The sequence below is a fragment of the Aminobacter niigataensis genome, from assembly GCF_946995915.1.
Lineage (GTDB): Bacteria > Pseudomonadota > Alphaproteobacteria > Rhizobiales > Rhizobiaceae > Aminobacter > Aminobacter niigataensis.
The window spans coordinates 4,446,478-4,468,801 of sequence record NZ_OX341517.1; the positions used below are offsets into that span (position 1 = coordinate 4,446,478).

Here is a 22,324-nt window from a genome sequence, read left to right on the forward strand (position 1 = left end):
TTCTCCCTCAGACCGCAGCCTGCAGCGGGTGGGCGGCACGTGCCAGTGCCATGATCGGTTCGACACCGCGCCCTTCCTCGACCGCATGGCAAGAGGCGCGCACGCCGCCATCATACATGCGAAGCACCGGCGCCTCACTCCGGCACCGCTCGTTGGCGAGCGCGCAGCGCGGATGGAAGTGGCAGCCCGGCGGCGGGTTGATCGGATTGGGCACCTCGCCGGCCGCCGGCTGGCGGTCGCGCTTCGACATGCCGAGGTCGGGGATCGTGTCGAGCAGCAGCCTCGTATAGGGATGCTGCGGATTGGCGAAAAGTTCGGCCGCTGGCGAGACCTCGACGAGGCGGCCGAGATACATGACGCCGATCCAGTCGGACATGAAGTTGACCACCGCCAGATCGTGGCTGATGAACAAATAGGTCAGGCCGAGCTCGCGCTGCATCTCGCGCATCAGGTTGAGGATCTGCGCCTGGACCGAGACGTCGAGCGCCGAGGTCGGCTCGTCGCAGACGAGGAACTCCGGCTTGGTGGAAATGGCGCGGGCGATCGAGATGCGCTGGCGCTGGCCGCCGGAAAACTCGTGCGGAAACTTGTCGCCGTCCTTGGCGTTGAGGCCGACGAATTCGAGCAGGCGGTCGACCTCGCGGCGTTCCTCCTGGCGGGAGGCGCACATGCCGTAGGTGCGCAGCGGCTCGGCGATGATGTCGGCGACCCGCCAGCGCGGGTTGAGGCTGGCATAGGGATCCTGGAAGATCATCTGCATGCGGCGGCGGATGTCCGCCGGCTGGCCTGCCGGGGCGCGGGAGATGTCGGCGCCGTCGAACAGGATGGAGCCGCCGGAGGGATTGGACAGGCCCATGATCAGGCGGGCAACGGTGGACTTGCCGCAGCCGGACTCGCCAACCAGGCTCAGCGTCTGGCCGCGCGGAATCTCGAGGTCGAGGCCGTCGACGGCCTTGACCGTCTGCTGCTCGCCGCCTTCCAGCAGCCGGTTGAGGAAAGGCTTGGCCATGGCAAAGTGCTTCTTCAGGCCCTTGACCTGGAGCAGCGGCTGGCCGGTTCTGGCAATCGGTGCGGCGTTCATGGCGTCACCCCTTCATAGAGCAGGCAGGCGGCGGCGCCGGCGGCGACCGGGCGCAATTCGGGCCTGACACGGTGGCATTCGGCGAAGACCTTGGGGCAGCGCGGATTGAAGGCGCAGCCGCTCGGGATGTCGGTCAGGCGCGGCATAGAGCCCTCGATCTGGATCAGCCGTTCTGGGCGCGGACCGACGCGCGGGATCGATCCCATCAGGCCGGCCGTATAGGGATGGCTCGGCTTCTGCAGCACATGCGCGACCGGGCCGATCTCGGCGAGGCGTCCGGCATACATCACCGCGACACGGTCGGCGGTCTCGGCGATGACGCCCATGTCGTGGGTGACAAGGATCGCGGCCGCATTGCGCTCGCGGCAGACCCGCTTGAGCAGCGCGATGATCTGTGCCTGAACCGAAACGTCGAGCGCGGTCGTCGGCTCGTCGGCGATGATCAGCCGCGGCTCGGCGCAGAGTGCCAGGGCGATGACCACGCGCTGGCGCATGCCGCCGGAGAACTGGTGCGGGTACTGGTCGAAGCGCCTGTCGGGCGCCGGGATGCCGACCTCGGCAAGCCAGCCGATGGCGCGCTTCTTGGCTTCCGCCGCCGACATCGGCAGATGCGTGCGGATCGTCTCGACCAGTTGCTCGCCGACAGTGAACAGCGGGTTGAGGCTGGTCAGCGGATCCTGGAAGATCGCGCCGATGTGGCGGCCGCGGATCTTGCGCATCTCGTCGGGCGACAAATTGTCGATGCGCTTGCCGTCGAGACGGATCTGGCCGCCGCCGATGCGACCCGGCGGTTCGAGCAAGCCGATGACGGCAGCACCGGTCATCGACTTGCCGGCGCCGGACTCGCCGACGACGCCGAGGATCTCGCCCTGTTCGACGTTGAAGGAGACGTTGTCGACGGCGGTGAGCACGCCCTTGCGGGTGGGGAACTCGACTTTCAGATTTTCGACTTCGAGCAGGGCCATGGCCTTACCTCAGCTTCGGATTGAGGGCGTCGCGCAGCCAGTCGCCGATCAGGTTGACGGCGAGGACCAGCACGGCGAGCGTTGCCGACGGGAAGATGACGACCCACCAGATGCCGGAGAACAGGTACTCGTTGCCGACGCGGATGAGCGTGCCGAGCGAAGGCTGGGTCGCCGGCATGCCGACGCCGAGGAACGACAAGGTCGCCTCCGTCAGGACGGCCATGCCGAGATTGATGGTGGCGATGACCAGCACCGGGCCGAGCACGTTGGGCAGGATGTGGGTGAGCATGATGCGCAGGCGGCCGACGCCGATGGTGCGGGCTGCCTGGACGTATTCGCGCTGGCGCTCGACCAGCGTCGAGCCGCGCACGGTACGGGCGTATTGCACCCAGTTGGTGAGCCCGATGGCCAGCACGAGAACGAGGATGGCCGCGCTCTCGTGCTGGTTGGCGGGGAGGATGCCACGCATGACACCGTTGATAAGCAGTGCGACGAGGATCGCCGGGAAGCTCAGCAGAACATCGGCGACGCGCATGATGACGGCATCGACGATGCCGCCGACGAAGCCGCCGACAAGCCCGAGGAAGACGCCGAGCACGGCAGCAAGGATGACCGAGGCGAAGCCGACGAAGAGCGAGATGCGCAGGCCGTAGAGGATCGACGACAGCACGTCGCGCGCCTGGGTGTCGGTGCCGAGGATGTAGGCCGGGTTGGAACCTTCCATCCAGGCCGGCGGCAACTCGCTATCGAGCAGGTTGAGGTGGGCGATGTCGAACGGATCAAAGGGCGCGATCACCGGCGCGAAGATCGCGCCGAAAAACAGCAGCGCCAGCGCGACTGCGGCGATGACCGTCGTCCTGGAGCGGCGGAACGAGTAGAACAGGTCGCGGTCGGCGAAGCTGCGCAGGCGCCCGGTGAAGGAGGTGTCACTCATGGTCATGGGTTCCCGTCAGGCGCCCTTCCCGGAGGCCCGGGTCGGATCGGTGCGAAGGCGCGGATCGATGACGTTGTAGAGAAGGTCGACGCTGGTGTTGATGATGACGAAGATCAGCGAGACCATGACGAGATAGGCTGCCATGACCGGCACGTCGGTGAAGTTGACGGCCTGGATGAACAGCGCGCCCATGCCCGGCCACTGGAACACCGTCTCGGTGATGATGGCGAAGGCGATGAGGCCGCCGAGCTGAAGCCCGAAGATGGTGACGACGGGGATCAGCGTGTTCTTGAGCGCATGGCGGAAATGGATGGCGCGGCTCTTCAGCCCGCGCGCCTTGGCGAACTTGATGTAGTCTGCGCGCAGCACCTCCAGCATCTCGGCACGCACCAGCCGCATGATCAGCGTCAGCTGGAACAGGCACAGCATGAAGGACGGCAGGATCAGCGCCTTGAGCCCGGAGGCGGTGAGGAAGCCCGTCGACCACCAGCCGACGTCGATGACGTCGCCGCGGCCGAAGGACGGCAGCCAGCCGAGCCAGACCGAGAACACCAGGATGAGCAGGATGCCGGTGACGAATGTGGGCAGCGAGATGCCGATCAGCGACATGATCTGCAGGCCCTGGCTGAGCACCCCGCGCGGCTTGAGCGCGGTGTAGATGCCGAGCGGAATGCCGAGCACCAGCGACAGCATGGCGGCGACCAGCACCAGTTCGGCTGTGGCCGGGAAGCGTTCGGCGAGCAGTGCGCTGACCGGACGGCTGTTGCGGTAGGAGACGCCGAAGTCACCCTTGGCGGCATTGACGACGAAACGGCCGTACTGAAGGAACAGCGGGTCGTCGAGACGCAGGCGCTGACGCACCTCCTCGCGCTGGACCTGGGTGGCATCCTGGCTGACGATGTTGTTGACCGGATCGCCGAGGAAACGGAACATCAGGAAGGCGATGAACGCCACGGCAAGCATGACCATGACGGCCTGCAGCAGACGGCGGACGAGGAATACGAACATCGTCGCAGCTCCCTTGGAGGTAGGCCCGCTTCGTAGCGGCGGGCTTGCCGGTAGCGAAAGGCCCCTGCCCTAGATGGACAGGGGCCCGGTTCGACTTACTTGACGTTGACGTACCAGAGGCGGAGCAGGTCGTCGGCGGTCTGGACGACCTCGACATTGTCGCGCACGGCCCAGGACAGCGGCTGTTGGTGCAGCGGCAGCCAGGCGACTTCCTGCTCGGTGATGCTGAAGGCCTCGACCATCATCGCGCGGCGCTCGGCCTCGTCGAGTTCGACGTCGATCTTCTTGACCAGTTCGTCGACCTTGGCGTTCTTGTAGCCGCCGGGGTTCCAGGTGCCGAGCTTCTCCTCGGGCGAGTGCAGCATGGCCGACAGCACGGAGAAGCCGTCGAGCATCGGCAGCGTCGCCCAGCCGATCATGAACATGTCGGTCTGGCCTTCCTGCGCCTTCTTGAAGTGCAGGGTGCGTGCCTCGGTAACCAGCTTGGCGTTGAGGCCGACCTGGGCCAGCATCGCCGTCATTGCCTGGCAGACTTCCTCGTCGTTGACGTAGGCATCGTTGGGGCAGTTCATGTTGAACTGGAAGCCGTCGGCATAGCCGGCCTCGGCCAGCAGCGCCTTGGCGGCCGCCGGATCATAGGGGAAACGCTCGTTGAGCTTGGCGTCGAAGCCAGGCACCTCGGGCGCGATCTGCATGCCGGAGACGCGCGACTTGCCGCGCATGATCTTGTCGCGGACCAGATCCATGTTGATGGCCTGGTAGACGGCCTTGCGAACACGCGCATCCTTGAACGGGTTGCCCTCGACGTTTCCGTCGACGAGCTTATCGCGCATGTTGAAGTTCATCATGATGGTGCGCAGGCCCGGATTCTCCAGCACCTTGGTGCCGGGGTTCGAGGCGATGCGCTTGGCATCCTGCAGCGGCGACGGCGTGATGATGTCGACCTCGCCCGAGAGCAGCGCCGCGACGCGGGTGGCGTCGGAGGCGATCGGGGTGAAGATAACCTTGGTCAGGTTGTGCTGCGGCTTGTCCCACCAGCCTTCGTTGACGACCAGAACGGTCTGGGCATCGGGGCGGCGGCTTTCGAGCTTGAAGGGACCGGTGCCGTTGGCATGGGTCGAGGTGTAGCCTTCCTGGCCGAGCTCGGCGTTGATCGGCTTGACCGCGTTGTTCTTCTCCAGCCAGCCGGCATCGAAGACAGCGATGTTGGTGAGATAGTTGTTAAGCAGCGGCGTCGGGCCGGCGAGGTGCAGGTCGACGGTGTAGTCGTCGATCTTCTCGACCGACTTGAGCGCCGGCAAGTTGCCCTTGATCGGCGAATTCTCGTCGACGGCGCGCATCAGCGACATGATGACGTCGTCGGCACCGAAATCGGCACCATCATGGAACTTGACGCCCTGGCGCAGCTTGTAGCGGACGACGTCGGGCTTGACGACTTCCCAGGACAGGGCCAGCGCCGGCTCGATCTTCAGTTCCTTGTTGTAGCGGACCAGTGGCTCGTAGATGTGCTGCAGGAAATTGTTCGAGAAGCTGTCGGTCATCGAATCCGGGTCGAGCCCGTAGATGTCGCCGGCCGCTGCATAACGCAGCTCGGCTGCGCTCGCGTTGCCCATCATGCCAAGCTGGACCAGAGCCGCGGCGGTGGCCGCGAGCAGGAACTTCTTCATTGAACTCCTCCCGTTACAGAACCAGTGGACCCGCGCCTTCACGTTTGCAGGGCGCCTTTGGGCTCCATCCATTTAACGCTGACATCGTATCCAATTATTGTCAACAATCTATGTCGACAAATTTGTTGACTTGCGGCGTTTTTGGGTTTGAATAGGCTGCGGGTCGCACATCGGACCCGGCGGGAGGAGGATTGGATGGACGCTGAAGCGGGCAAGCGACATGCCACCGATCAAGAGATTTACGAGAAAATCTGGAACGCGATCGCCGAACGGCAGGTCGGCCCCGGTACACGGCTGAAGGAAGAGCAACTCGCCGACATCTTCAGCGCCAGCCGGGCGCGCATCCGCCATGTATTGCAGAATCTGGCACGCGACGGTCTGATCACATTGGTTCCAAACCGCGGTGCTTTTGTATCCAAACCGTCGATCGAAGAGGCACGCGATGTCTTCTTCGCCCGCCGCACCATCGAGGAGCGACTGGTCGAGCGGCTGTGCGCGACGATCGACGCCGGCGGTATCGCGCGGCTCAGCCAGCATGTCGAGGCCGAGCGCAAGGCCCACCAAAGCGGCGACGTTGCCGGCGCCATCAGGCTGTCGGGCGCGTTCCACATGCTGATCGCCGAACTGGCGCAGTCGCAGATCCTGGCCAGCCTCCTGCGCGACCTGGTCTCGCGGACGTCGCTGATCATGGCGATGTACCAGCAGAAGGACGTGCTGAACTGCGGCCCCGACGAGCACGCGGACATCGTCGCCAGCATCACCGCGCGCGACGCCAGGAAGGCGCTGGCCGTCATGCACCACCACCTTGCCCATATCGAAAACCAGCTCGACCTCGAAAGCGACCGCGTCGCCGCGCGCGATCTGGAAGACATTCTCGGCCTCTGAGCCGGCCCAAAAAACTTCGGAAAGCAGAAGACATGGCGCAGCCAGACATCCTCGTGCGCAACGTAACCATCGTGACCGTCGACCGGGATCGCCGGGTGATCGAGGGCGGCTGGCTGACAGTCACCGGCGACCGCATCAGCGCCATCGGCAGCGCAGGCGATGCAGCGCCGGTCGAGGCCAGCGAAATCATCGACGGCACCGGCATGGTGGCGATGCCGGGGCTGATCGACAGCCATTCCCACGCCGGCCACGGGCTGGTGCGCAATGCCGGCGCCGGCGTCGACACCTGGTTCGAGGCCTGCGAGGAGATCTATGCCCGCGGCTCGACGCCCGCCTTCTGGCGTGCCGAAGCGCGGATGACACAGCTCGAACGGCTGCGCGGCGGCATCACCACGGCGATGACGCTGCTGGGTGGCGGCGCCGACATCTACCGCACCGACGATCCGGCCTTCGGCGACGCCCATAGCGGGGCGACCGCCGAATCCGGCCTGCGCACCTTCATGGCGGTGGGCCCCGGCCGGCCGCCCTTCCCGCGCAGCTATCGCCATTTTTCGGAGACCGGGCAGTCGAAGGACGTGACGGTGTCGTTCGAACGCCAACTGGAGGTCAGCGAGATCCTGATCGACCGCTGGAACGACCTGCTTGGCCGCGGCACCGGCGTCTGCCTGGTGATGCCGGTCTACTATGCCGCCCAGGTGGCGGATGCCGACGCCCGCCGGCAGGTCATCGAAATGGGCGAAGCGGTGATGGATCTGCGCCGTCGCAAGGGCGTGCTGTTCACCCAGGACGGCCACCGCGACGGTTCGATCGCGCTGGCGCGCGATCTTGGTGTCCTCGGTGAGTTCGCCCTGCTGGGCCACAGCGTCGACCTTACCGAGGACGATTTCACCGCGCTGAAGGAGACGGGCGCGTCGATCATCCACAACCCCTCCGCGATCATGTCGGTCTACGGGCGCTGCCCGGTGCCGGAACTGATCGAGGCCGGTATCAATGTCTGCCTCGGCTCAGACGCCGCAGCCCCCGACCGCGGCTACGACATGTTCCGCCACATGGCGCAGTGCATGCACTACCATCGCCGCCACTTCCGCGACCCGGCCTATTTGCCGCCGGGCAAGACGCTGGAGATGGCGACCATCGACGCTGCAAAGGCAATGGGGCTGGAGAACGAACTCGGCTCGCTAAAGGTTGGCAAGAAGGCCGACATCGTGCTCGTCGACATGCGCAAGCCGCATCTCTACCCGCCGGTCATGCCGGTGACGCGCATTGCCCATTTCGCCAATGCCGCCGATGTCGACACCGTCATCGTCAACGGCAAGGTGCTGATGCGCGGCCGCAAGACCGCGCACCTCGACGCCAACGACATCCTTGCCGATGCGGCGGAACAGGCAGCACTCGCCTTCGAGCGGACCGGGCTGACCCACCTGCTCGAAGAACCGCAGGAATTCTGGCGCAACGCCCGGCAGCCGCTGCCGAACTGACTTCAGCCAAGCAAGGGCCAGCTCCCGACGCGCCGGCGCCAGCCACCAACCTTCCTGTGCAGAAGGTGAAACTCCGTGACCGGGACAATGATGGGCCGGTCGAGACGCGTTTCCGGGACGAGCCTGTTGTCGTAGAGCACCGTGCAATGGGGCACGAAGCCGGCGCGACGACGAACCCCGAGCCCCGCACCGTTCAACGCATCGACGATTCGACGTTCGAGGTCGACCACCAGATCGGCGCTCTCGCCGCACAGCAGGACCAGCGGTTTCAACTTCCCGCTCCGGAAGCTGATGATGCGGTCGAAGGCAAGGTCGAATGCCGGCGCCCTGACTGTAGCGGCGGCCGCAGATACATTCTGTACGGCGGCCTCTTCGATCTCCCTGCCATTGTCAAACCCCACGAGCGAGACGTGCAGGCGGTCTGCCTCACAGGGCTTGCCCGTGAGGCCATGGGCGCGGCAAGTGGCGTCGACCGTCGCCGCCATCGCCCCCGGCTGCCCCGGATGCAAGCGGAACATGAGCCGGTCCGACGCGCCCTTTGCCTGCCTTGCCCGGCAGACCGGCGGCCGCGAGCCAAGCGAGGTTCCGAAGTCGAACTGCAGTTGACGCGACATGCCCTCCTCCGTCTAAATGAACAAAGGAGGAACATGCTAAGTTTATTTTCCTAGATTGGCAACAACCCGCGGCACCTCCCAGCGGCAGCCTACCGACGTTCTTTCAGCCAATCCCCCAGCGACGGCCGGAAATGCCCGGCCCAGACTTGCATGGCTTCCGCCGCGCACATCGAGTTCACCACGGCTTCCTCGGTCGCTTCGGCTGCAGCGCGGAACAGGCGGTCAATGCGGTTTTCGTTGAGGGCTGAGATGGCGACGAAATCGGCGGGCTCGTCGTGGTCGACGATCCGCGCTGTCGAGAAGCCGAGCGCGATGTCGCCGCTGCCATGGCCCCAATAGGCGCCAAGCCTGGCAAGGCCAGCACCGCAGCGGCGGACGACGCGCTTGAGCTGGCGGTACTCCAGGGCGACGTCGGTGGCGAGGATGACGATGACCGAGCCCTTGTCCGGCTCCACCTTGGAGCGCGGGTCGGGGCGGCGGCCGTCGGGCAGAATCAGGTCGCCAGCGCGGCCGAAATTGGTGAGGACCAGCACGCCGAGATGATGGTCGCGGCCGCCGAGCTCGGTGCGGCGCGAGGCTGTGCCGATGCCGCCCTTGAAGCCGAAGCAGCTCATGCCGGTGCCGGCGCCGACATTGCCCTCGGCGACAGGGCCTGACGCGGCGGCGGCCAGCGCGGCGCGGGCGTCATCCTCGGTGACGGCAAGCGCCTGGATGTCGCTGAGATAACCGTCGTTGCACTCCATGACCACGGGATTGACCGTCACCGTCTCGCGGCCGATGTCGGGGTTCTCGGTAATCGCCGCGCGGATCAAGGCATTGGCGCAGGTGCCGACGCCGAAGGTGTTGGCGAGCAGGACAGGCGTTTCGAGCGTGCCCAGCTCCTCGACCTGCATCAGGCCGGCGCTCTTGCCGAAGCCGTTGATAATGTCGCAGGCGGCCAGCACCTTCTTGCGGTAGAGGTTGCCACCGTGGGGCAGGATGGCGGTGACGCCGGTGTTGAGGTCGCCCGAGCGGATGGTGCGGTGGCCGACCAAAACGCCCGGCACGTCGGTGATGGCGTTGAGCGGGCCGGTGAGCGACGCGCCGAAAGAAATGCCGAGTTCGCGGGCGATGCCGGACATAGCTCCTAGGCTCCGCGCAGCAAGTGGAGTGCTGCGTATTGCAGCAGCATGATGGTCTTGCCATCGCAGATGCGGCCGTCGGCGACCATGGCCAGCGCCTCGTCGATGCCGATTTCCAGCACCTCGATGTCCTCGCCCTCGCCCGCATGACCACCGCCGGCGGACACACGATCGGACGGCTCGTACTCGCCGACGAAGAAGTAGATCTTCTCGGTGACGGCGCCCGGGCTCATGAAGGCTTCGAAGACGCGGCGGACATGGTGGATACGGAAGCCGGTTTCTTCCTCGACCTCGGCGCGGATGCGCTCTTCGGGGGCGGCATCGTCGAGCACGCCGGCGGGTGTCTCGATCAGCATGTCGTCATAGCCGCTGACGAAGGCCGGGTAGCGGAACTGCTTGACCAGCACCACGGTGCGGCGCGCGGGATCGTAGAGCAGGATGGTGGCGCCGTTGCCGCGATCGTAGGTCTCGCGGCTCTGGGTCTGCCATTCGCCGTCGCCGCGGCGGTAGGCGAAGGTGGTCTTCTTCAGGACGTACCAGTCGTCGGAAAGGGTTTTGACGTCCTGGACGCGGATGCGGTCGGCAATGCTCATCTGACACCTTCGAAGCTGGCCATCGGGCCGGGGATTCGCGGGCGCCAGAATAGGCGGGGCCGCGCCGGAGCGCGACCCCATGTGGTGAAACCTCAGCGCACCGGCGGGGCGTACATCAGGCCGCCGGCGTTCCACTGGGCGTTGATGCCGCGGTCGATCTTCAGGTCGCTCGACTGGCCGAGATTGCGCTCGAAGATCTCGCCGTAATTGCCGACCTTGGAGACGACATTGTAGGCCCAGCGCGGGTCGAGGCCGAGCTGCTGGCCGCTGTCGCCCTCGGCGCCGAGGAAGCGCTTGATGGCGGGATTGGCCGAGGTGAGACCGGCTTCGGCATTGTCCTTGGTGATGCCGAGTTCTTCCGCCTCGACCAGCGCGAACAGCGTCCAGCGGACGATGCTGAACCACTTGTCGTCGCCCTGGCGTACGGCAGGTCCGAGCGGCTCCTTCGAGATGATTTCGGGCAGCACAATGTAGTTGGCCGGGTCGGTGAGCTTCAGGCGCTGGGCGTAGAGGGCGGAGGCATCGGTGGTGTAGACGTCGCAGCGGCCGGTATCGAAGGCCTTGATGATACCGTCGGCGGAATCGATGACGACCGGCTCGTATTTCAGCTTGTTGGCGCTGAAGTAGTCGGCGACGTTCTGCTCGGTCGTGGTGCCCTGTTCGGTGCAGACGGTGGCGCCGTCGAGCTTGAGCGCGCTGTCGACGCCGAGATCCTTGCGCACCATGAAGCCCTGTCCGTCATAATAGGCAGTGCCGGCGAAACGCAGGCCGAGGCTCGAGTCGCGCGACAGGGTCCAGGTGGTCTGGCGCGAGAGCAGATCGACTGTGCCCGACTGGACGGCGGTGAAGCGCTCCTTTGTCGACAGCGGGACGTAGCTGACCTTGTCGGCGTCGCCGAGGACGGCTGCGGCCACGGCGCGGCAGATGTCGATGTCGAAGCCGGACCATTTGCCGGCGTCGTCGGGTGCCGAGAAGCCGGCGACACCCTGGCTGACGCCGCAGGTGACGGTGCCGCGTTGCTTGACGATGTCGAGCGTGTCGGCCTTGGCCGGCGTGGCGAGGGCGGCCGTGCCGAGCAGAAGTACTGCGAGATGATGTTTCATGGTTCTTCCTCCCTTGTTTCGAGGCAAAGCCTCTTCGTGCCGCCGGCGCAGGGCGCCGGAAGTTCGTGAAATCCCCTGTCGTTAAGTCCCTCCGCGCGAGGCCGTCGCGCGGGCCTGCTGCTATGCGCCTTCGGCTTCCACCGCAGCGAAGGTTTCTTCGAGAACGCCGACCAGATGATCGGCGTCGCGCCGGCTGAAGATCATCGGCGGGCGCATCTTGAGCACGTTGTCGTGCGGGCCTTCGGTGCCGATGAGCACGCCACGGGCGCGGGCGCCGTCATTGACCTTGCGGGCGAATGCGGTGGCCGGTTCCTTCGTCCTGCGGTCGGTAACCAGCTCGATGCCGAGGAACAGGCCCATGCCCCGGACGTCGCCGATGACCTCGTAGCGCCTCTGCATGTCCTTGAACCGCTCGACGAGATAGGCGCCGACGTCGGCGGCATTGTCGCGCAGGCGGTCGCGCTCGATGACGTCGAGCACGGCGAGGCCCGCGGCACAGGACACCGGGTTGCCGCCGAAGGTGTTGAAATACTCCATGCCGTTGTCGAAGCGGTCGGCGATGTCGCGCGTGGTGACCAGCGCCGACATGGGGTGGCCGTTGCCGATGGGCTTGCCCATGGTGACGATGTCGGGGGTAACGCCTTGCGTCTCGAAGGCCCACCAGTGGCTGCCGACGCGACCGAAGCCGACCTGCACCTCGTCGGCGATGCAGAAGCCGCCGGCGGCGCGGACCATGGCGTAGACTTCCTTCAAATAACCCTCGGGCAGGAACACTTGGCCGGCGACGCTGGGGATCGACTCGGCGATGAAGAAGGCCGGCGCGCGACCCTGCTTGCCCATCGCCTCGATCTGCTCTGCGATGCTCTGTGCGAACCGACTGGCATGCTCCGCGACCGGCCAGTCGGCAGGTGCGCGGTAGCTGTCGGGAATGGTTGCCTCAAAGACATGAGCCGGCCGGCCCTTGCCGCCCTTGCGCTTGTATTTGTAGGGGCTGAGGTCGATCAGCTCCTGGGTGGTGCCGTGGTAGGCCCAGTCGAGCACCAGCGCATCGTTGCTGCCGGTCAAGGTGCGCGACATGCGCAGTGCAAGCGAATTGGCCTCGCTGCCAGAGCAGGCGAAGGAGGCAACCGAAAGACCATCGGGCAGGGTCGCGGTCAGCCGCTCGGCATAGGTGACGATGGCGTCGTGCAGGTAACGCGTGTTGGTGTTGAGCCTGGCCGCCTGGGTGGCGATGGCGTCGACGACGTCGGGATGGGCGTGGCCGAGGTGGCAGACATTGTTGAAGCAGTCGAGATAGGCGCGGCCGCGATCGTCGATCAGCCAGGCGCCCTCGCCGCGCACGAACTTGATCGGCTGGGAGTAGGAGATCGACAGGTTGGGCAGCAGCGATGTTTTCCGCGCGGCGACGATCTCAGGACGTGTCCGGCCGTCGCGGTGGAAGGTCTCGGGCGGAATGCCGGCAAGGGTTGCGGCATCGGGGAACAGCTCAGCCCAGACGTCGAGATAACGCGCCTCGCCGACGCCGAGGATGTTGCGGGCGGCAAGATCGGGGTCTGTCGATATCTGGAAATGCAGGTGCGGCGCCCAGCCGCCGTTCTCGGCGGGCGCTCCCATTTCGCCGACCAGCGCGCCGGCCTCGAGCCTTTGCCCTGGCTTCAGGCGTGCCATGGCCTCATGCGCCATGTGGCCCCAAAGCGTGACGAAGGACGGGCAGCCTTCGGGCGAATGCTCGAGGGCGATCAGGCAGCCATAGCCGAGCGGGTCCTCCTCGATCTCGACGCTTTTCACGGTAGCCGCGAGCGGCGTGTAGACCCTGGTGCCGGCGGGCATGAACAGGTCGAGGCCGAGGTGATGGACCCGGCGAGCGCCTTCGACGAAGCGCGACCAGAAGATGTCGGAGGTGTAGACGGTGCGCGCCTCGCCCCACGGGCCAATGCCAAGCGCGATACCGTTCTCAGCACAATAGGCGTCCCACCAGGCGGTGGCCTTGTCCGGCTCCCGGCCGGCCGAGATGACCGTCATCGGATGGGCCGGATCGCCATAGGGCACCAGCGCCTTGGCAAGCGTCGCCGGGTGGCGGTCAAGCACGGGCGCGAAGCTCTTCTTGTTGGCCTTGATCCAGTCGGTGATAGCCTTGGCACCGGGCGCGGCGTCGAAGCCGCAGGCATGGCGCAGAATGGCGGTGGCGAAACGCCGGTTCATGGCATCGAGCCGGCGAAGCAACCGCCAGGCTGGGGCCTCCGAGATCGCCAGGTAGGGATTGTCGCCGACCTGGGCCTTGCGCTGCGCCGACAGCGACACCGAGATGACCAGGCGCATGACGATGAGGTCGAACAAGAGGTCGGTCTCTTCCTCGCGCAGCGGATACTCGGCGTGGAAGCCTGCGGTAAGCTGAGCTGCGGCACCGATCGGATCCTCCACGTCGAGGATCGAATAGGCGCAGGCGACCGCCACCTCGGCTATGACGGGAGAATATAGCGCGTCGCCGAAATCGATAATGCCGACGATGCGGTTGTGGTCGTTGTCGTCGACGAGCACATTCCAGTCGTTGGCGTCGTTGTGGATGACCTGGGCGCGCAAGCTCGCCAAGCGCGGCGCAACCTCGGCATCGAAGCGGTCGAGAAAGCGTCCGAGCAAGGCGCGGTCTTCGGCATCGTCGACATGACGCAGCCGCCCACGCGCGGCACCGGCCTGCCTGATGTCCCAGTCGAAGCTGCGCAAGGCGCCGGGATGGATGAAGCCTTGCAGGGCGCGGTCGAGCCGGCCAAGTGCTGCGCCGAGATTGCCCAGGAGTTCAGGCGTGCGCGCGGCTTCTGCCAGTGGCATGCCGGGCAACCACGACACCAGCCGCAGGGCATGCTGCTCGCCGGCAACGCCCGTGGCATGGGCGAGCGCTGTGCCGTCTTGCGTCAGCCGGAGGCGCGGCACCGCGACATCGGCGCCGGTGCGCGCCAGATGATCGAGCAATGCCACCTGGAATTCGCTCTCGGCAGCCGGCTCGCTGGCGTTGACGATCTTGAGGATCCAAAGGGACCCTTCCGCCGTCAGCTTGAAATTCTGGTCGCGCTCGCTGTCGAGCGAACTCGTCCTGCCTGCGACGCCGAAGCGGCTCGCGGCCAAGGCCTTTGCCTGGTCCAGCGAGAATTGCGGCGCGGGGTAAGTCACGTCAGTCATTGGCTATCCGGATTTGCTGCGATCGGAGCTTGGCACGGGCCGAAAAATCGGGCATCCGGCAAATCGTCGGTTATACCGGCACAATGACTGCATTGACCGGCACTTTAACGGCGCGGATCGGAACCAGACGATGAAGGAACTCGACGCCAAGGACAGGGACATTCTGGGCATCCTGTCGAAGGAAGCGCGCATCCCGCTCAAGACGCTGGCGGGGCGCATCGGCCTGTCGCGAAGTGCGACCAGCGAACGGGTTGCGGCGCTGGAGAAAAGCGGCGTCATCCGCGGCTATCGCGCCGATATCGGCCAGATGGACACCAACCTGGTCTCGGCCTTCCTGCTGGTGACGCTGGTCAGCACACCTTCGATGGGCGTGCTCGACCAGCTGGCGCGCTATTCTGAAGTGCGGCGGGTGTCGTCGATTACCGGCCAACTCGACCTGATCGTCGAGGTCGAGGTGCCGTCGATCGACAGGCTGAACACGCTGCGCGACATCATCGCCACGCACCAGAGCGTGCAGGACCTAACGACGCTGATCGTGCTGCGCCGCGACATCGAGCGGGTGGCGTGACGGCGGCACCCGCTGGCTGCGATGGGGGAGAGATCGAAGCGAGCAATCGCAGGGGAGCTACAAGGCCGAAAGCCAGGCGAGCGTTCTGGCTTCATCGACATCGAGCCACGTACTGCGCGTTCTTCGGGACCCGTGACGTCGCGTCCCAAGCTCCCCGTCCGACCACCGCTCTAAGATTGCGGGATGAATATACCCGTTCCGGCACACCGTGCGGGTATTGCCAAGCCTGCTTGCGACTTCATCGATGACCTGATTGCACAGGCGTTGCCTGGCTGGCAGGCTGTCAGGAAGCTCGAGATCGCCGAACAGCGCCAGCGTACGCACCGTTCCACCCCAGGTCCTGAAATCCTTGGAACTGAAATCCGGGCCGCACGCAGCGCGGATGTAGTCGTTCACGTCGTCGGAGGTCACGCGTGATCGTTCGCCGTTGTCATCGATGTATTGGAACAGGTGCTGCCCGGGCAATTCCTGTATTCGTCGGACCAGCCCGGCCATCCGGCGGTCAACGAGTTGCAACCGCCATTGCTTGCCGGATTTGCCTTTGAAGGCAAAGCGCAGGGTCGATCCGCTGACGTCGACATGACGGCCGCGCAAGGTGGTCAGGCCGAAACTGCCATTTTCCCGAGCATATTGAGGACTCCCGACCCGGATCATGGTGTTGTCCAGGAGCCAGACGATGGCGGCGACAACCTTTTCCCGCGACAGCTTTCGTTTGCCCAGGTCCGCATTCACTTTGCGCCTCAGCCGGGGAAGTGTCCGGGCAAAATCGCCGAGCCTCGAGAACTTTGCCTCATCGCGGCGCTCAGTCCAGCGCGGATGGTAGCGGTACTGCTTGCGTCCGCGCTGGTCCCGACCGGTTGCCTGGATATGGCCCAATGCATCGGCACAGATCCAAACGTCAGTCCACGCAGGAGGGATGGCCAGGCCGCGAATTCGCTCCAGATCGGCCCGACCCGCAGTCCGTCCGTCAGCGCAGCGATATGAGAAGCCCTTGCCGGCCGGGCGCCGCGAGATACCGGGCTCCTCGTCGTTGACATAGCGCAGACGCGCAGGGCTTGAGGAAACGCCTGCCAAACCTCCACCCGCCTCATCCGGTACGGTGCATGGTCGGGTGCCTGCGACGGCCGAACATCTGAGCCATCGTGCGGGCGAGCCGTCTTTCCGGCTTGGTGTCCGGGACCGGGTCCACCACCCTGCTGCGCTTTCGAATACGCGCGGCGTCCTGGAGAATGGTGCCCGCCCATCGATAGACATTGTTGGAGCTTACAACTTCACGCATGCGTATCATGCGCGCGGCCTGCTCCTGCTCCGGCATGGAGACGGCGCGGTAGATCGTCTCGCCCATGGCGGTTGGATCGTAGGGATTGACGATCAGCGCATCGAGCAGTTCCCGGGACGCGCCAGCAAATGTGCTGAGGATAAGCACGCCCTGTTCATCATCGCGCGCTGCCACGAACTCCTTGGCAACAAGGTTCATGCCGTCGTGCAGGCTGCTCACCACGCAGACATCGGCGGCGCGATAGACGGTGTAGATGTCGCCCTGATTGTGATGCTCGTCCATCAGGACGATGGGTGCATAGCCCTCATTGCCAAACCGGCGGTTGAAGTCCTCGACGAAATCCAGGCACTCGCGATGCAGCTGACCATATGCCGGGAGCGTTCCCCGGCTCGGCGCGGCGATCTGCAGGAACACCAGCTTGCCTATCCATTCGGGATGCCGTTCAAACAGTTGTTCCAATGCCAGGAAGCGGTCGATGATGCCCTTGGTGTAATCCATGCGCTCGACCCCGACCAACAGCCGCATGTCTTCGGGCAAGCCCAGGGTCTCGAATATCTTGGCGCGGCATTCGGCAACAGGAGGCTGGGACTCCAGCACCGATGGCGGCCAATCGATGGAGATCGGGTACGGGTGAACCAGCGTGGTTTGTCCACCGAACGTTATCGCGGAGTGCTCTCGTTCAATCCGGCTTTCCAGAAATCGATCGATGCTTTCAATGAAGTTGTTGCAATGGAACTGAATATGAAAACCGACGATCGAGCTGCCCAGCAACCCGTCCAGAATCTCTTCCTTCCATGGACAGATGCTGAACACTTCCGAGTTCGGCCATGGAATATGCCAGAACATTATGATCGTGGCGTCCGGCAACCGCTGCCGCACCATGCGCGGCAGCAGCGCCAAATGGTAATCCTGGATCAGCACAATCGGGTCGGGCCGTCGCGCTTCTTCGCACACGCGGTCGGCAAACTTCTGATTGACCGCCTTGTACTGCTCCCAGTCCGATTCCCGGAAAACCGGCCGCGTGAAGACGATGTGACAAAGCGGCCAAAGGCCGTCATTGGCGAACCCCAGGTAATAGCCCTGCTGTTCCTCCTCGCTGAGCCACACTCGGCTCAACGTGTAGGCAGGCTTGTCAGGCGGCACCCGAATTCGGTTATCGTCATCCACCACCATGCGATCGGCCGTACCGCCGCCGTGAGCAATCCAGGTCCCTGCGCAGGCGCGCATCACGGGCTCCAGGGCCGAAACCAGCCCGCTGGCCGGCACGACCAGGTCTATCTTGCCGTCCCTGAGATTGTGGATGTAGGGCTCGCGATTGGAGACGAGAATGATTTGAGCGTCGGGAAGCTCCTTGTCGATGACAAGCCGCATCGCTTCGGGCGTCCAACTGGCCAGCGGACTGTCGGCAACCCGGTTGTTCTGCTCAAATTCCGGAAGGATCTGCTTGGGCATTTCCGTGGAATAGCCGAGTTGTTCGGGAACAGGCGGATTGCCGGAAACAAGCCCTCGGCGCATGGCCGCGGCCGCAAGGCAGGCTGCGGCGATTGACAACAAGAGGCTCAGAGCCACCACGGCCCAGAGGCCGATGTCCAGTTCAGAAGAGAAGTTCTCAGCGGTCATAAGGGGGATTGCCTGCTTTCACGGGTCGCGAGTTATTGCGGCCCTGATTGTTCGAACTCCCTCGCGGTGAATGGGTTCCGAAAATCGACGCGATCAGGAACGCACGATCAGCGGCGCCAGTCCCTCATGGCGCGGGTCGAGATAGGCCACGACCCGATCTCCGACCCTCTGGAAATGGAGATCCACCGCCACGTTGCCCACGCTCAGGCGGCGGATCGAGACCTGGTCGATGCCGATGGGCAGGCGCGGACGCGTTACGTGAATCTCGGCAGCGAACCCGTCGATCTCGAGGCCCAGGCTGGCTTGCATCAGCATAAACACCGATCCGGATGACCACGCCTGCGGCAGACAGGCGACGGGATATGCCACCGGAGCCTCGCTGGGCGACCGGGTAAAGCCGCAGAACAATTCCGGCAGGCGCATGTTGAAGTGAACGGCGGCCTCGAACGTACCGCTCATCAGACGAACGACGCTGTCTCGGGCGCCGTAGCGTGCCAGGCCTGCCGCGCAGATGGCGGTGTCGTGCGGCCAGATCGAGCCGTTGTGATAGGACATCGGATTGAACGGCAACTCATCATCCGGCAGCGTCCTGACCCCCCAGCCCGTATGAAAGGCAGCACTCAGCAACTGGTCGGTCATCAATTGCGCCCGCTCGGGCGACGGCAGGCCGACATAGAGGAGATGACCGGCGTTCGATGCCCGCACCTGGCAGGGCTTTCCCTCACCGTCGATGGCGAGGGCGTAGAAATTTCGATCTTCCATCCAGAAATGGCGTTCGACGGAGATGCGCATGGCTTCGGCACAGGCTTGCCAGTGTGCAGCTTTCGCGTCTTCACCCTTCAAGGCAGCAAGCTCGGCCAATCCCCCATACGCCGCATATGCATAGCCCTGGACTTCCACCAGCGCGATTGGTCCCTTCGGAATACGGCCATCGGCGTGAAAGACGGCATCGAAGCTGTCTTTCCAGCCCTGATTGGCGAGGCCGGTCTCGGCCGCGCGCGCATAACTCACGAACCCGTACGGGTCTTGCTGGCTTGCGTTTTCCATCCAGGCCGCGGCGGCGTTCAGCGAAGGCCATAGCAGGTCGATGAAGGAGAGATCGCCCGTGCGCTTCGCATATGCGGTCGCAAGATAGATGTAGAGCGGCGTGGTATCGACCCCACCGTAATACCTGCCGAAAGGCAGCTCGCGCAGCACAGCCATTTCGCCCTTGCGGGTCTCATGCATGATCTTGCCGGGCTGTGAGTCGCTGAACATCGACGTCTCGGTCGCCTGATGCTGTGCGAGAAACGAAAGGACGCCGCGGGCAAGCCCAGGATTTAGCCACAGCATTTGCAAAGCCGAGATCACCCCGTCACGCCCGAACGCGGTAGAGAACCAGGGAATGCCGGCATAGGGATAAGGGCCCGTAGGAAGGTCGGTGGTCAGGAGCGCGATATCCGCACGGGCGCGCGACAACCAATCGTTGAACACACGGCCGGAACTGTGAACGTTGGCACCATGACGCCGCTTGCCCCGCATTCGCCAGCGCGCCTTGGCGGCAGCTGCCCGATGGCGCTCGCGGCTCGGAGTCCCCAGGTGATCGACCCCGACCTCAATGAACAGGGACAGGCTGTCACGGCGCAGCAGATTCAACCGGAAATCGGCGCGATCGGGGGTCAGGGCAAATGGCCGATCGGAGAACGAAATCGTTGATTGCCGTACGAGCTCGTCCAACCCCTCATAGCGCATTTGGACATGGTCGGGCCCGAGTTCGATGTCGAAGGCCTTGCCCCGTTTGGTGCGGGTCGAACCTCGGACTTCGAACATGTCGCGAAAATCCGCTTCGAAGCGCACCGAAAGGGGAAGCTCGACATCGTGGGCGCTATAGTTGGACAGGCGGATGCGCTCATACATCCGGTCGTCCCACAGCAGTCGCGACCTCTCGATATGGATGACCCCCTGTGGCGTTGGCGCGCCCTTGTCAGGCGTCAGCGGCAAGTTGGTCAGGTTTGCGGTGAAAACGATATTGTCCTGGCTGAGGGAGGCGCCGAGCAGCGATGGCTCCGTGTCGCCGATCAACAGCCGGAACAGCGAAAGCACGCGGGTATCGTCCCGGAAAAGCCCATCCCCCCGCCCCCGTATGTCGCCGTAGTCATCGGCAACGATGAAGCAATCGCTGTGTTTCAACGCAAACTGGCGATGAGGATTGCGTGGTGCCGCGTCGCCGAGCATTGCCAGGGCAACAGCTGGATCGAGATGACGTTCGTCGAGCTTGGCCAAATGCCTGCTCCCTCCTTGTCTTGGACCGGTTCGAGACGCCCCGGGCTTCAGCGCGGCAACGCCTCCATGAGTTGGACATAGGCCGCCTCGTACTCACGAACCATGCGATCGGCCGAGAACCTGGCTTCGAAGGTCTGGCGAACGGTTCTTCGATCGAGTTCGGGCAAGCGCCCAACGGCCGCGACGGCCTCTTCGATCGACCGCACGATGTGGCCTGTCACGCCTTCGTCGACGATTTCGGACATCGCGCCATTGTCCCAGGCGATCACCGGTGTGCCGAAGGCCATGGCTTCGATGACGACCAGGCCGAACGGCTCCGGCCAATCGATTGGAAACAGCAGTGCCGCGGCATTGCCGAGAAACTCGGCCTTGCCGTCCTCTCCAATCTCTCCAATGTACTCGACCTGCTCGCCATCGATCATCGGCTCGATCGTTTCATGGAAATAGGGGCGATCGTCGTCCCCGATCTTTGCCGCGATCTTCAGCTTCAAACCGCTGCGGCGGGCAATTTCAATGGCCCGGTCCGGCCTTTTGTCGCGCGACAACCGGCCGAGAAAGGCAAGATAGCTCGTCGGCCCGCCAGCGACCGGACGATAGAGGTCGAGCGGAAGGCCATGCTGGACCGTGGCGATCCAGTTTGCCTCTTTCAGGGGCTGCCGCTGCCGGTCGGAAATGGAGATCATCGGGAATTGCGGCCATCTGCCGTACGCAGCCGGAAGGTCCGCGTAATCGAGACGGCCATGTGGTGTCGTCACCGTTCGCTCGGGAAAATCCTCGAAAAACGGGAAGTGGACAAAATGGCTGAGATGGAAATGAAGCAGGTCGAATTCGTCAGCATGCTGTTTCACCTGGTGCAGCATCGACAAATGGGCGGCTGTCGGTGAAGTCAGCGGATTGGCGTCGAGCCTGAGCGCTTGATGGCGAACCGGAAAGAGCTCGGCCCGGGTCTCAGCATCGGCGCTGGCAAACAGCGTCACCTGATGCCCCCGCTCAACCAGGCCGTCGACCAGATACGCGATGATCCTCTCAGTCCCGCCGTAGAGCCGTGGGGGCACGCTTTCGTAGAGCGGCGCGATATGCGCGATCTTCATTCCGTCATTCCTGATAGTCGTCCCCCAGGGTGAACCGCGCAAGCCCCCAATGGTTCCCGTCCACCATACCCAAGCATGTCTGCGTACGCGTCGTTCCCACTCAATGGTGGAACGATCGTCCGCCAAGCAGATTGAAGTCTGGAGCGGAGAACCGATGATGTATGTGCTTGCCCTCGCAACCGACTATGACGAGACCCTTGCCGAGCATGGGCTGGTCTCTGATGCTACCTTCAAGGCATTGGAGGATTTCAAGAAAACCGGCCGAAAGCTGGTCCTCGTAACCGGGCGCGAACTGCCTGACCTGGCAAGGGTATTCCCCGGGCACGACATATTCGACAAGATCGTCGCCGAGAACGGAGCGCTGCTCTACACGCCGGGGACGAAGGTAAAGCGGCTGTTGGCCCCCGCCCCGCCTCAAGAATTCGTCGAACGTCTGAAGTCGCGTGGCGTGGCTCCGCTCTATGTCGGCGATTCCATCGTCGCCACGCTGGTTCCCAACGAGACAATCGTCCTGGATGAAATCCGCAGGCTGGGGCTCGAACTGGAGATCATCTTCAACAAGGGCGCTGTCATGGTGTTGCCAAGCGGTGTCAACAAGGCAACCGGGCTTGCGGCCGCGCTGGAGGAACTTGAGCTTTCGCCGCACAACGTCGTGGCCATCGGCGATGCTGAGAACGACGATGCGTTCCTGCGAGCCGCGGGTTACGGCGTCGCGGTGGCAAATGCACTGCCATCCCTCAAAGAAACAGCCGACCGGGTCACTTCCGGCCAGCGCGGCGAAGGGGTTGCCGAACTGGTGGGCCAGATCACGGCCAACGACGCCGACCTCACGCAAAGCCGTCGCCAATAAGTCAAAGCGGCGTCGCCGGTCCTGGGCCAGT

Annotated in this window: 17 protein-coding genes and 1 pseudogene; 4 read left to right on the top strand and 14 right to left on the bottom strand. The window is 64.4% G+C overall.

What is annotated here, in order from left to right; translation table 11 throughout:
• Positions 1-7 precede the first annotated feature (7 nt).
• The 5 genes from O1Y97_RS21725 to O1Y97_RS21745 all read right to left on the bottom strand — a co-directional run bounded on the left by O1Y97_RS21725 (position 8) and on the right by O1Y97_RS21745 (position 5,655).
• Positions 8-1,081, bottom strand: a complete 1,074-nt coding sequence (locus tag O1Y97_RS21725; protein WP_318762329.1) for an ABC transporter ATP-binding protein — start codon at positions 1,079-1,081, stop codon at positions 8-10.
• Positions 1,078-2,046: an ABC transporter ATP-binding protein gene (locus O1Y97_RS21730; protein WP_318762330.1), complete on the bottom strand. Its 969-nt coding sequence runs from the start codon at positions 2,044-2,046 to the stop codon at positions 1,078-1,080. Before O1Y97_RS21730 ends, O1Y97_RS21725 begins: the two co-directional genes overlap by 4 nt.
• A gap of 4 nt (positions 2,047-2,050) precedes the next feature.
• Positions 2,051-2,986 (bottom strand): ABC transporter permease, encoded by a 936-nt coding sequence (locus tag O1Y97_RS21735; RefSeq protein ID WP_404801217.1) that lies wholly within the window; start codon positions 2,984-2,986, stop codon positions 2,051-2,053.
• A 9-nt stretch (positions 2,987-2,995) separates the two neighbouring features.
• The gene (locus O1Y97_RS21740; RefSeq protein WP_318762332.1) at positions 2,996-3,988 is read right to left on the bottom strand and encodes an ABC transporter permease; all 993 of its coding nucleotides are present in this window, start codon (positions 3,986-3,988) and stop codon (positions 2,996-2,998) included.
• 95 nt (positions 3,989-4,083) lie between these two features.
• Positions 4,084-5,655 (bottom strand): ABC transporter substrate-binding protein, encoded by a 1,572-nt coding sequence (locus tag O1Y97_RS21745; RefSeq protein WP_318762333.1) that lies wholly within the window; start codon positions 5,653-5,655, stop codon positions 4,084-4,086.
• A gap of 195 nt (positions 5,656-5,850) precedes the next feature.
• Between O1Y97_RS21745 and O1Y97_RS21750 the strand changes: the two genes are divergently transcribed.
• Both O1Y97_RS21750 and O1Y97_RS21755 read left to right on the top strand, forming a co-directional pair.
• The gene (locus O1Y97_RS21750) at positions 5,851-6,540 is read left to right on the top strand and encodes a GntR family transcriptional regulator (RefSeq protein ID WP_108609022.1); all 690 of its coding nucleotides are present in this window, start codon (positions 5,851-5,853) and stop codon (positions 6,538-6,540) included.
• Positions 6,541-6,572: 32 nt separating this feature from the next.
• The gene (locus O1Y97_RS21755) at positions 6,573-8,018 is read left to right on the top strand and encodes an amidohydrolase family protein (protein ID WP_318762334.1); all 1,446 of its coding nucleotides are present in this window, start codon (positions 6,573-6,575) and stop codon (positions 8,016-8,018) included.
• 2 nt (positions 8,019-8,020) lie between these two features.
• Here O1Y97_RS21755 and O1Y97_RS21760 read toward each other — a convergent pair whose 3' ends face one another.
• The 5 genes from O1Y97_RS21760 to O1Y97_RS21780 all read right to left on the bottom strand — a co-directional run bounded on the left by O1Y97_RS21760 (position 8,021) and on the right by O1Y97_RS21780 (position 14,623).
• Positions 8,021-8,632: a 2'-5' RNA ligase family protein gene (locus tag O1Y97_RS21760; protein WP_318762335.1), complete on the bottom strand. Its 612-nt coding sequence runs from the start codon at positions 8,630-8,632 to the stop codon at positions 8,021-8,023.
• A gap of 89 nt (positions 8,633-8,721) precedes the next feature.
• Positions 8,722-9,753: a DmpA family aminopeptidase gene (locus O1Y97_RS21765; protein ID WP_318762336.1), complete on the bottom strand. Its 1,032-nt coding sequence runs from the start codon at positions 9,751-9,753 to the stop codon at positions 8,722-8,724.
• Between the two features lie 5 nt (positions 9,754-9,758).
• Positions 9,759-10,346: an NUDIX domain-containing protein gene (locus O1Y97_RS21770; protein WP_318762337.1), complete on the bottom strand. Its 588-nt coding sequence runs from the start codon at positions 10,344-10,346 to the stop codon at positions 9,759-9,761.
• A 92-nt stretch (positions 10,347-10,438) separates the two neighbouring features.
• Positions 10,439-11,449 carry an amino acid ABC transporter substrate-binding protein gene (locus O1Y97_RS21775; protein ID WP_318762338.1) on the bottom strand — a complete coding sequence of 337 codons (1,011 nt, stop codon included), beginning with the start codon at positions 11,447-11,449 and terminating at the stop codon, positions 10,439-10,441.
• A gap of 120 nt (positions 11,450-11,569) precedes the next feature.
• Positions 11,570-14,623: an aminotransferase class III-fold pyridoxal phosphate-dependent enzyme gene (locus tag O1Y97_RS21780; protein WP_318762339.1), complete on the bottom strand. Its 3,054-nt coding sequence runs from the start codon at positions 14,621-14,623 to the stop codon at positions 11,570-11,572.
• Between the two features lie 130 nt (positions 14,624-14,753).
• On the opposite strand from O1Y97_RS21780, the gene O1Y97_RS21785 reads away from it, so the two are divergent.
• Positions 14,754-15,191: an Lrp/AsnC family transcriptional regulator gene (locus tag O1Y97_RS21785; protein WP_108609028.1), complete on the top strand. Its 438-nt coding sequence runs from the start codon at positions 14,754-14,756 to the stop codon at positions 15,189-15,191.
• Positions 15,192-15,248: 57 nt separating this feature from the next.
• Here the strand turns inward: O1Y97_RS21785 and O1Y97_RS21790 are convergent, their stop codons facing one another.
• The 4 genes from O1Y97_RS21790 to O1Y97_RS21805 form a co-directional block, all read right to left on the bottom strand.
• Positions 15,249-16,265, bottom strand: coding sequence for a DNA topoisomerase IB (locus tag O1Y97_RS21790; protein ID WP_318762340.1), 1,017 nt, complete (start codon positions 16,263-16,265; stop codon positions 15,249-15,251).
• 13 nt (positions 16,266-16,278) lie between these two features.
• Positions 16,279-18,090: an alpha,alpha-trehalose-phosphate synthase (UDP-forming) gene (locus O1Y97_RS21795; RefSeq protein ID WP_318762341.1), complete on the bottom strand. Its 1,812-nt coding sequence runs from the start codon at positions 18,088-18,090 to the stop codon at positions 16,279-16,281.
• A 93-nt stretch (positions 18,091-18,183) separates the two neighbouring features.
• A complete protein-coding gene (locus tag O1Y97_RS21800) occupies positions 18,184-20,352 on the bottom strand; it encodes an amylo-alpha-1,6-glucosidase (protein ID WP_318762342.1) in 2,169 nt (722 codons plus the stop codon).
• A 47-nt stretch (positions 20,353-20,399) separates the two neighbouring features.
• A complete protein-coding gene (locus O1Y97_RS21805; protein ID WP_318764257.1) occupies positions 20,400-21,443 on the bottom strand; it encodes a glycosyltransferase family 4 protein in 1,044 nt (347 codons plus the stop codon).
• 157 nt (positions 21,444-21,600) lie between these two features.
• Between O1Y97_RS21805 and O1Y97_RS21810 the strand changes: the two are divergent.
• A pseudogene (locus O1Y97_RS21810) lies at positions 21,601-22,287 on the top strand (HAD family hydrolase); the annotation flags it as partial.
• Positions 22,288-22,324 lie beyond the last annotated feature (37 nt).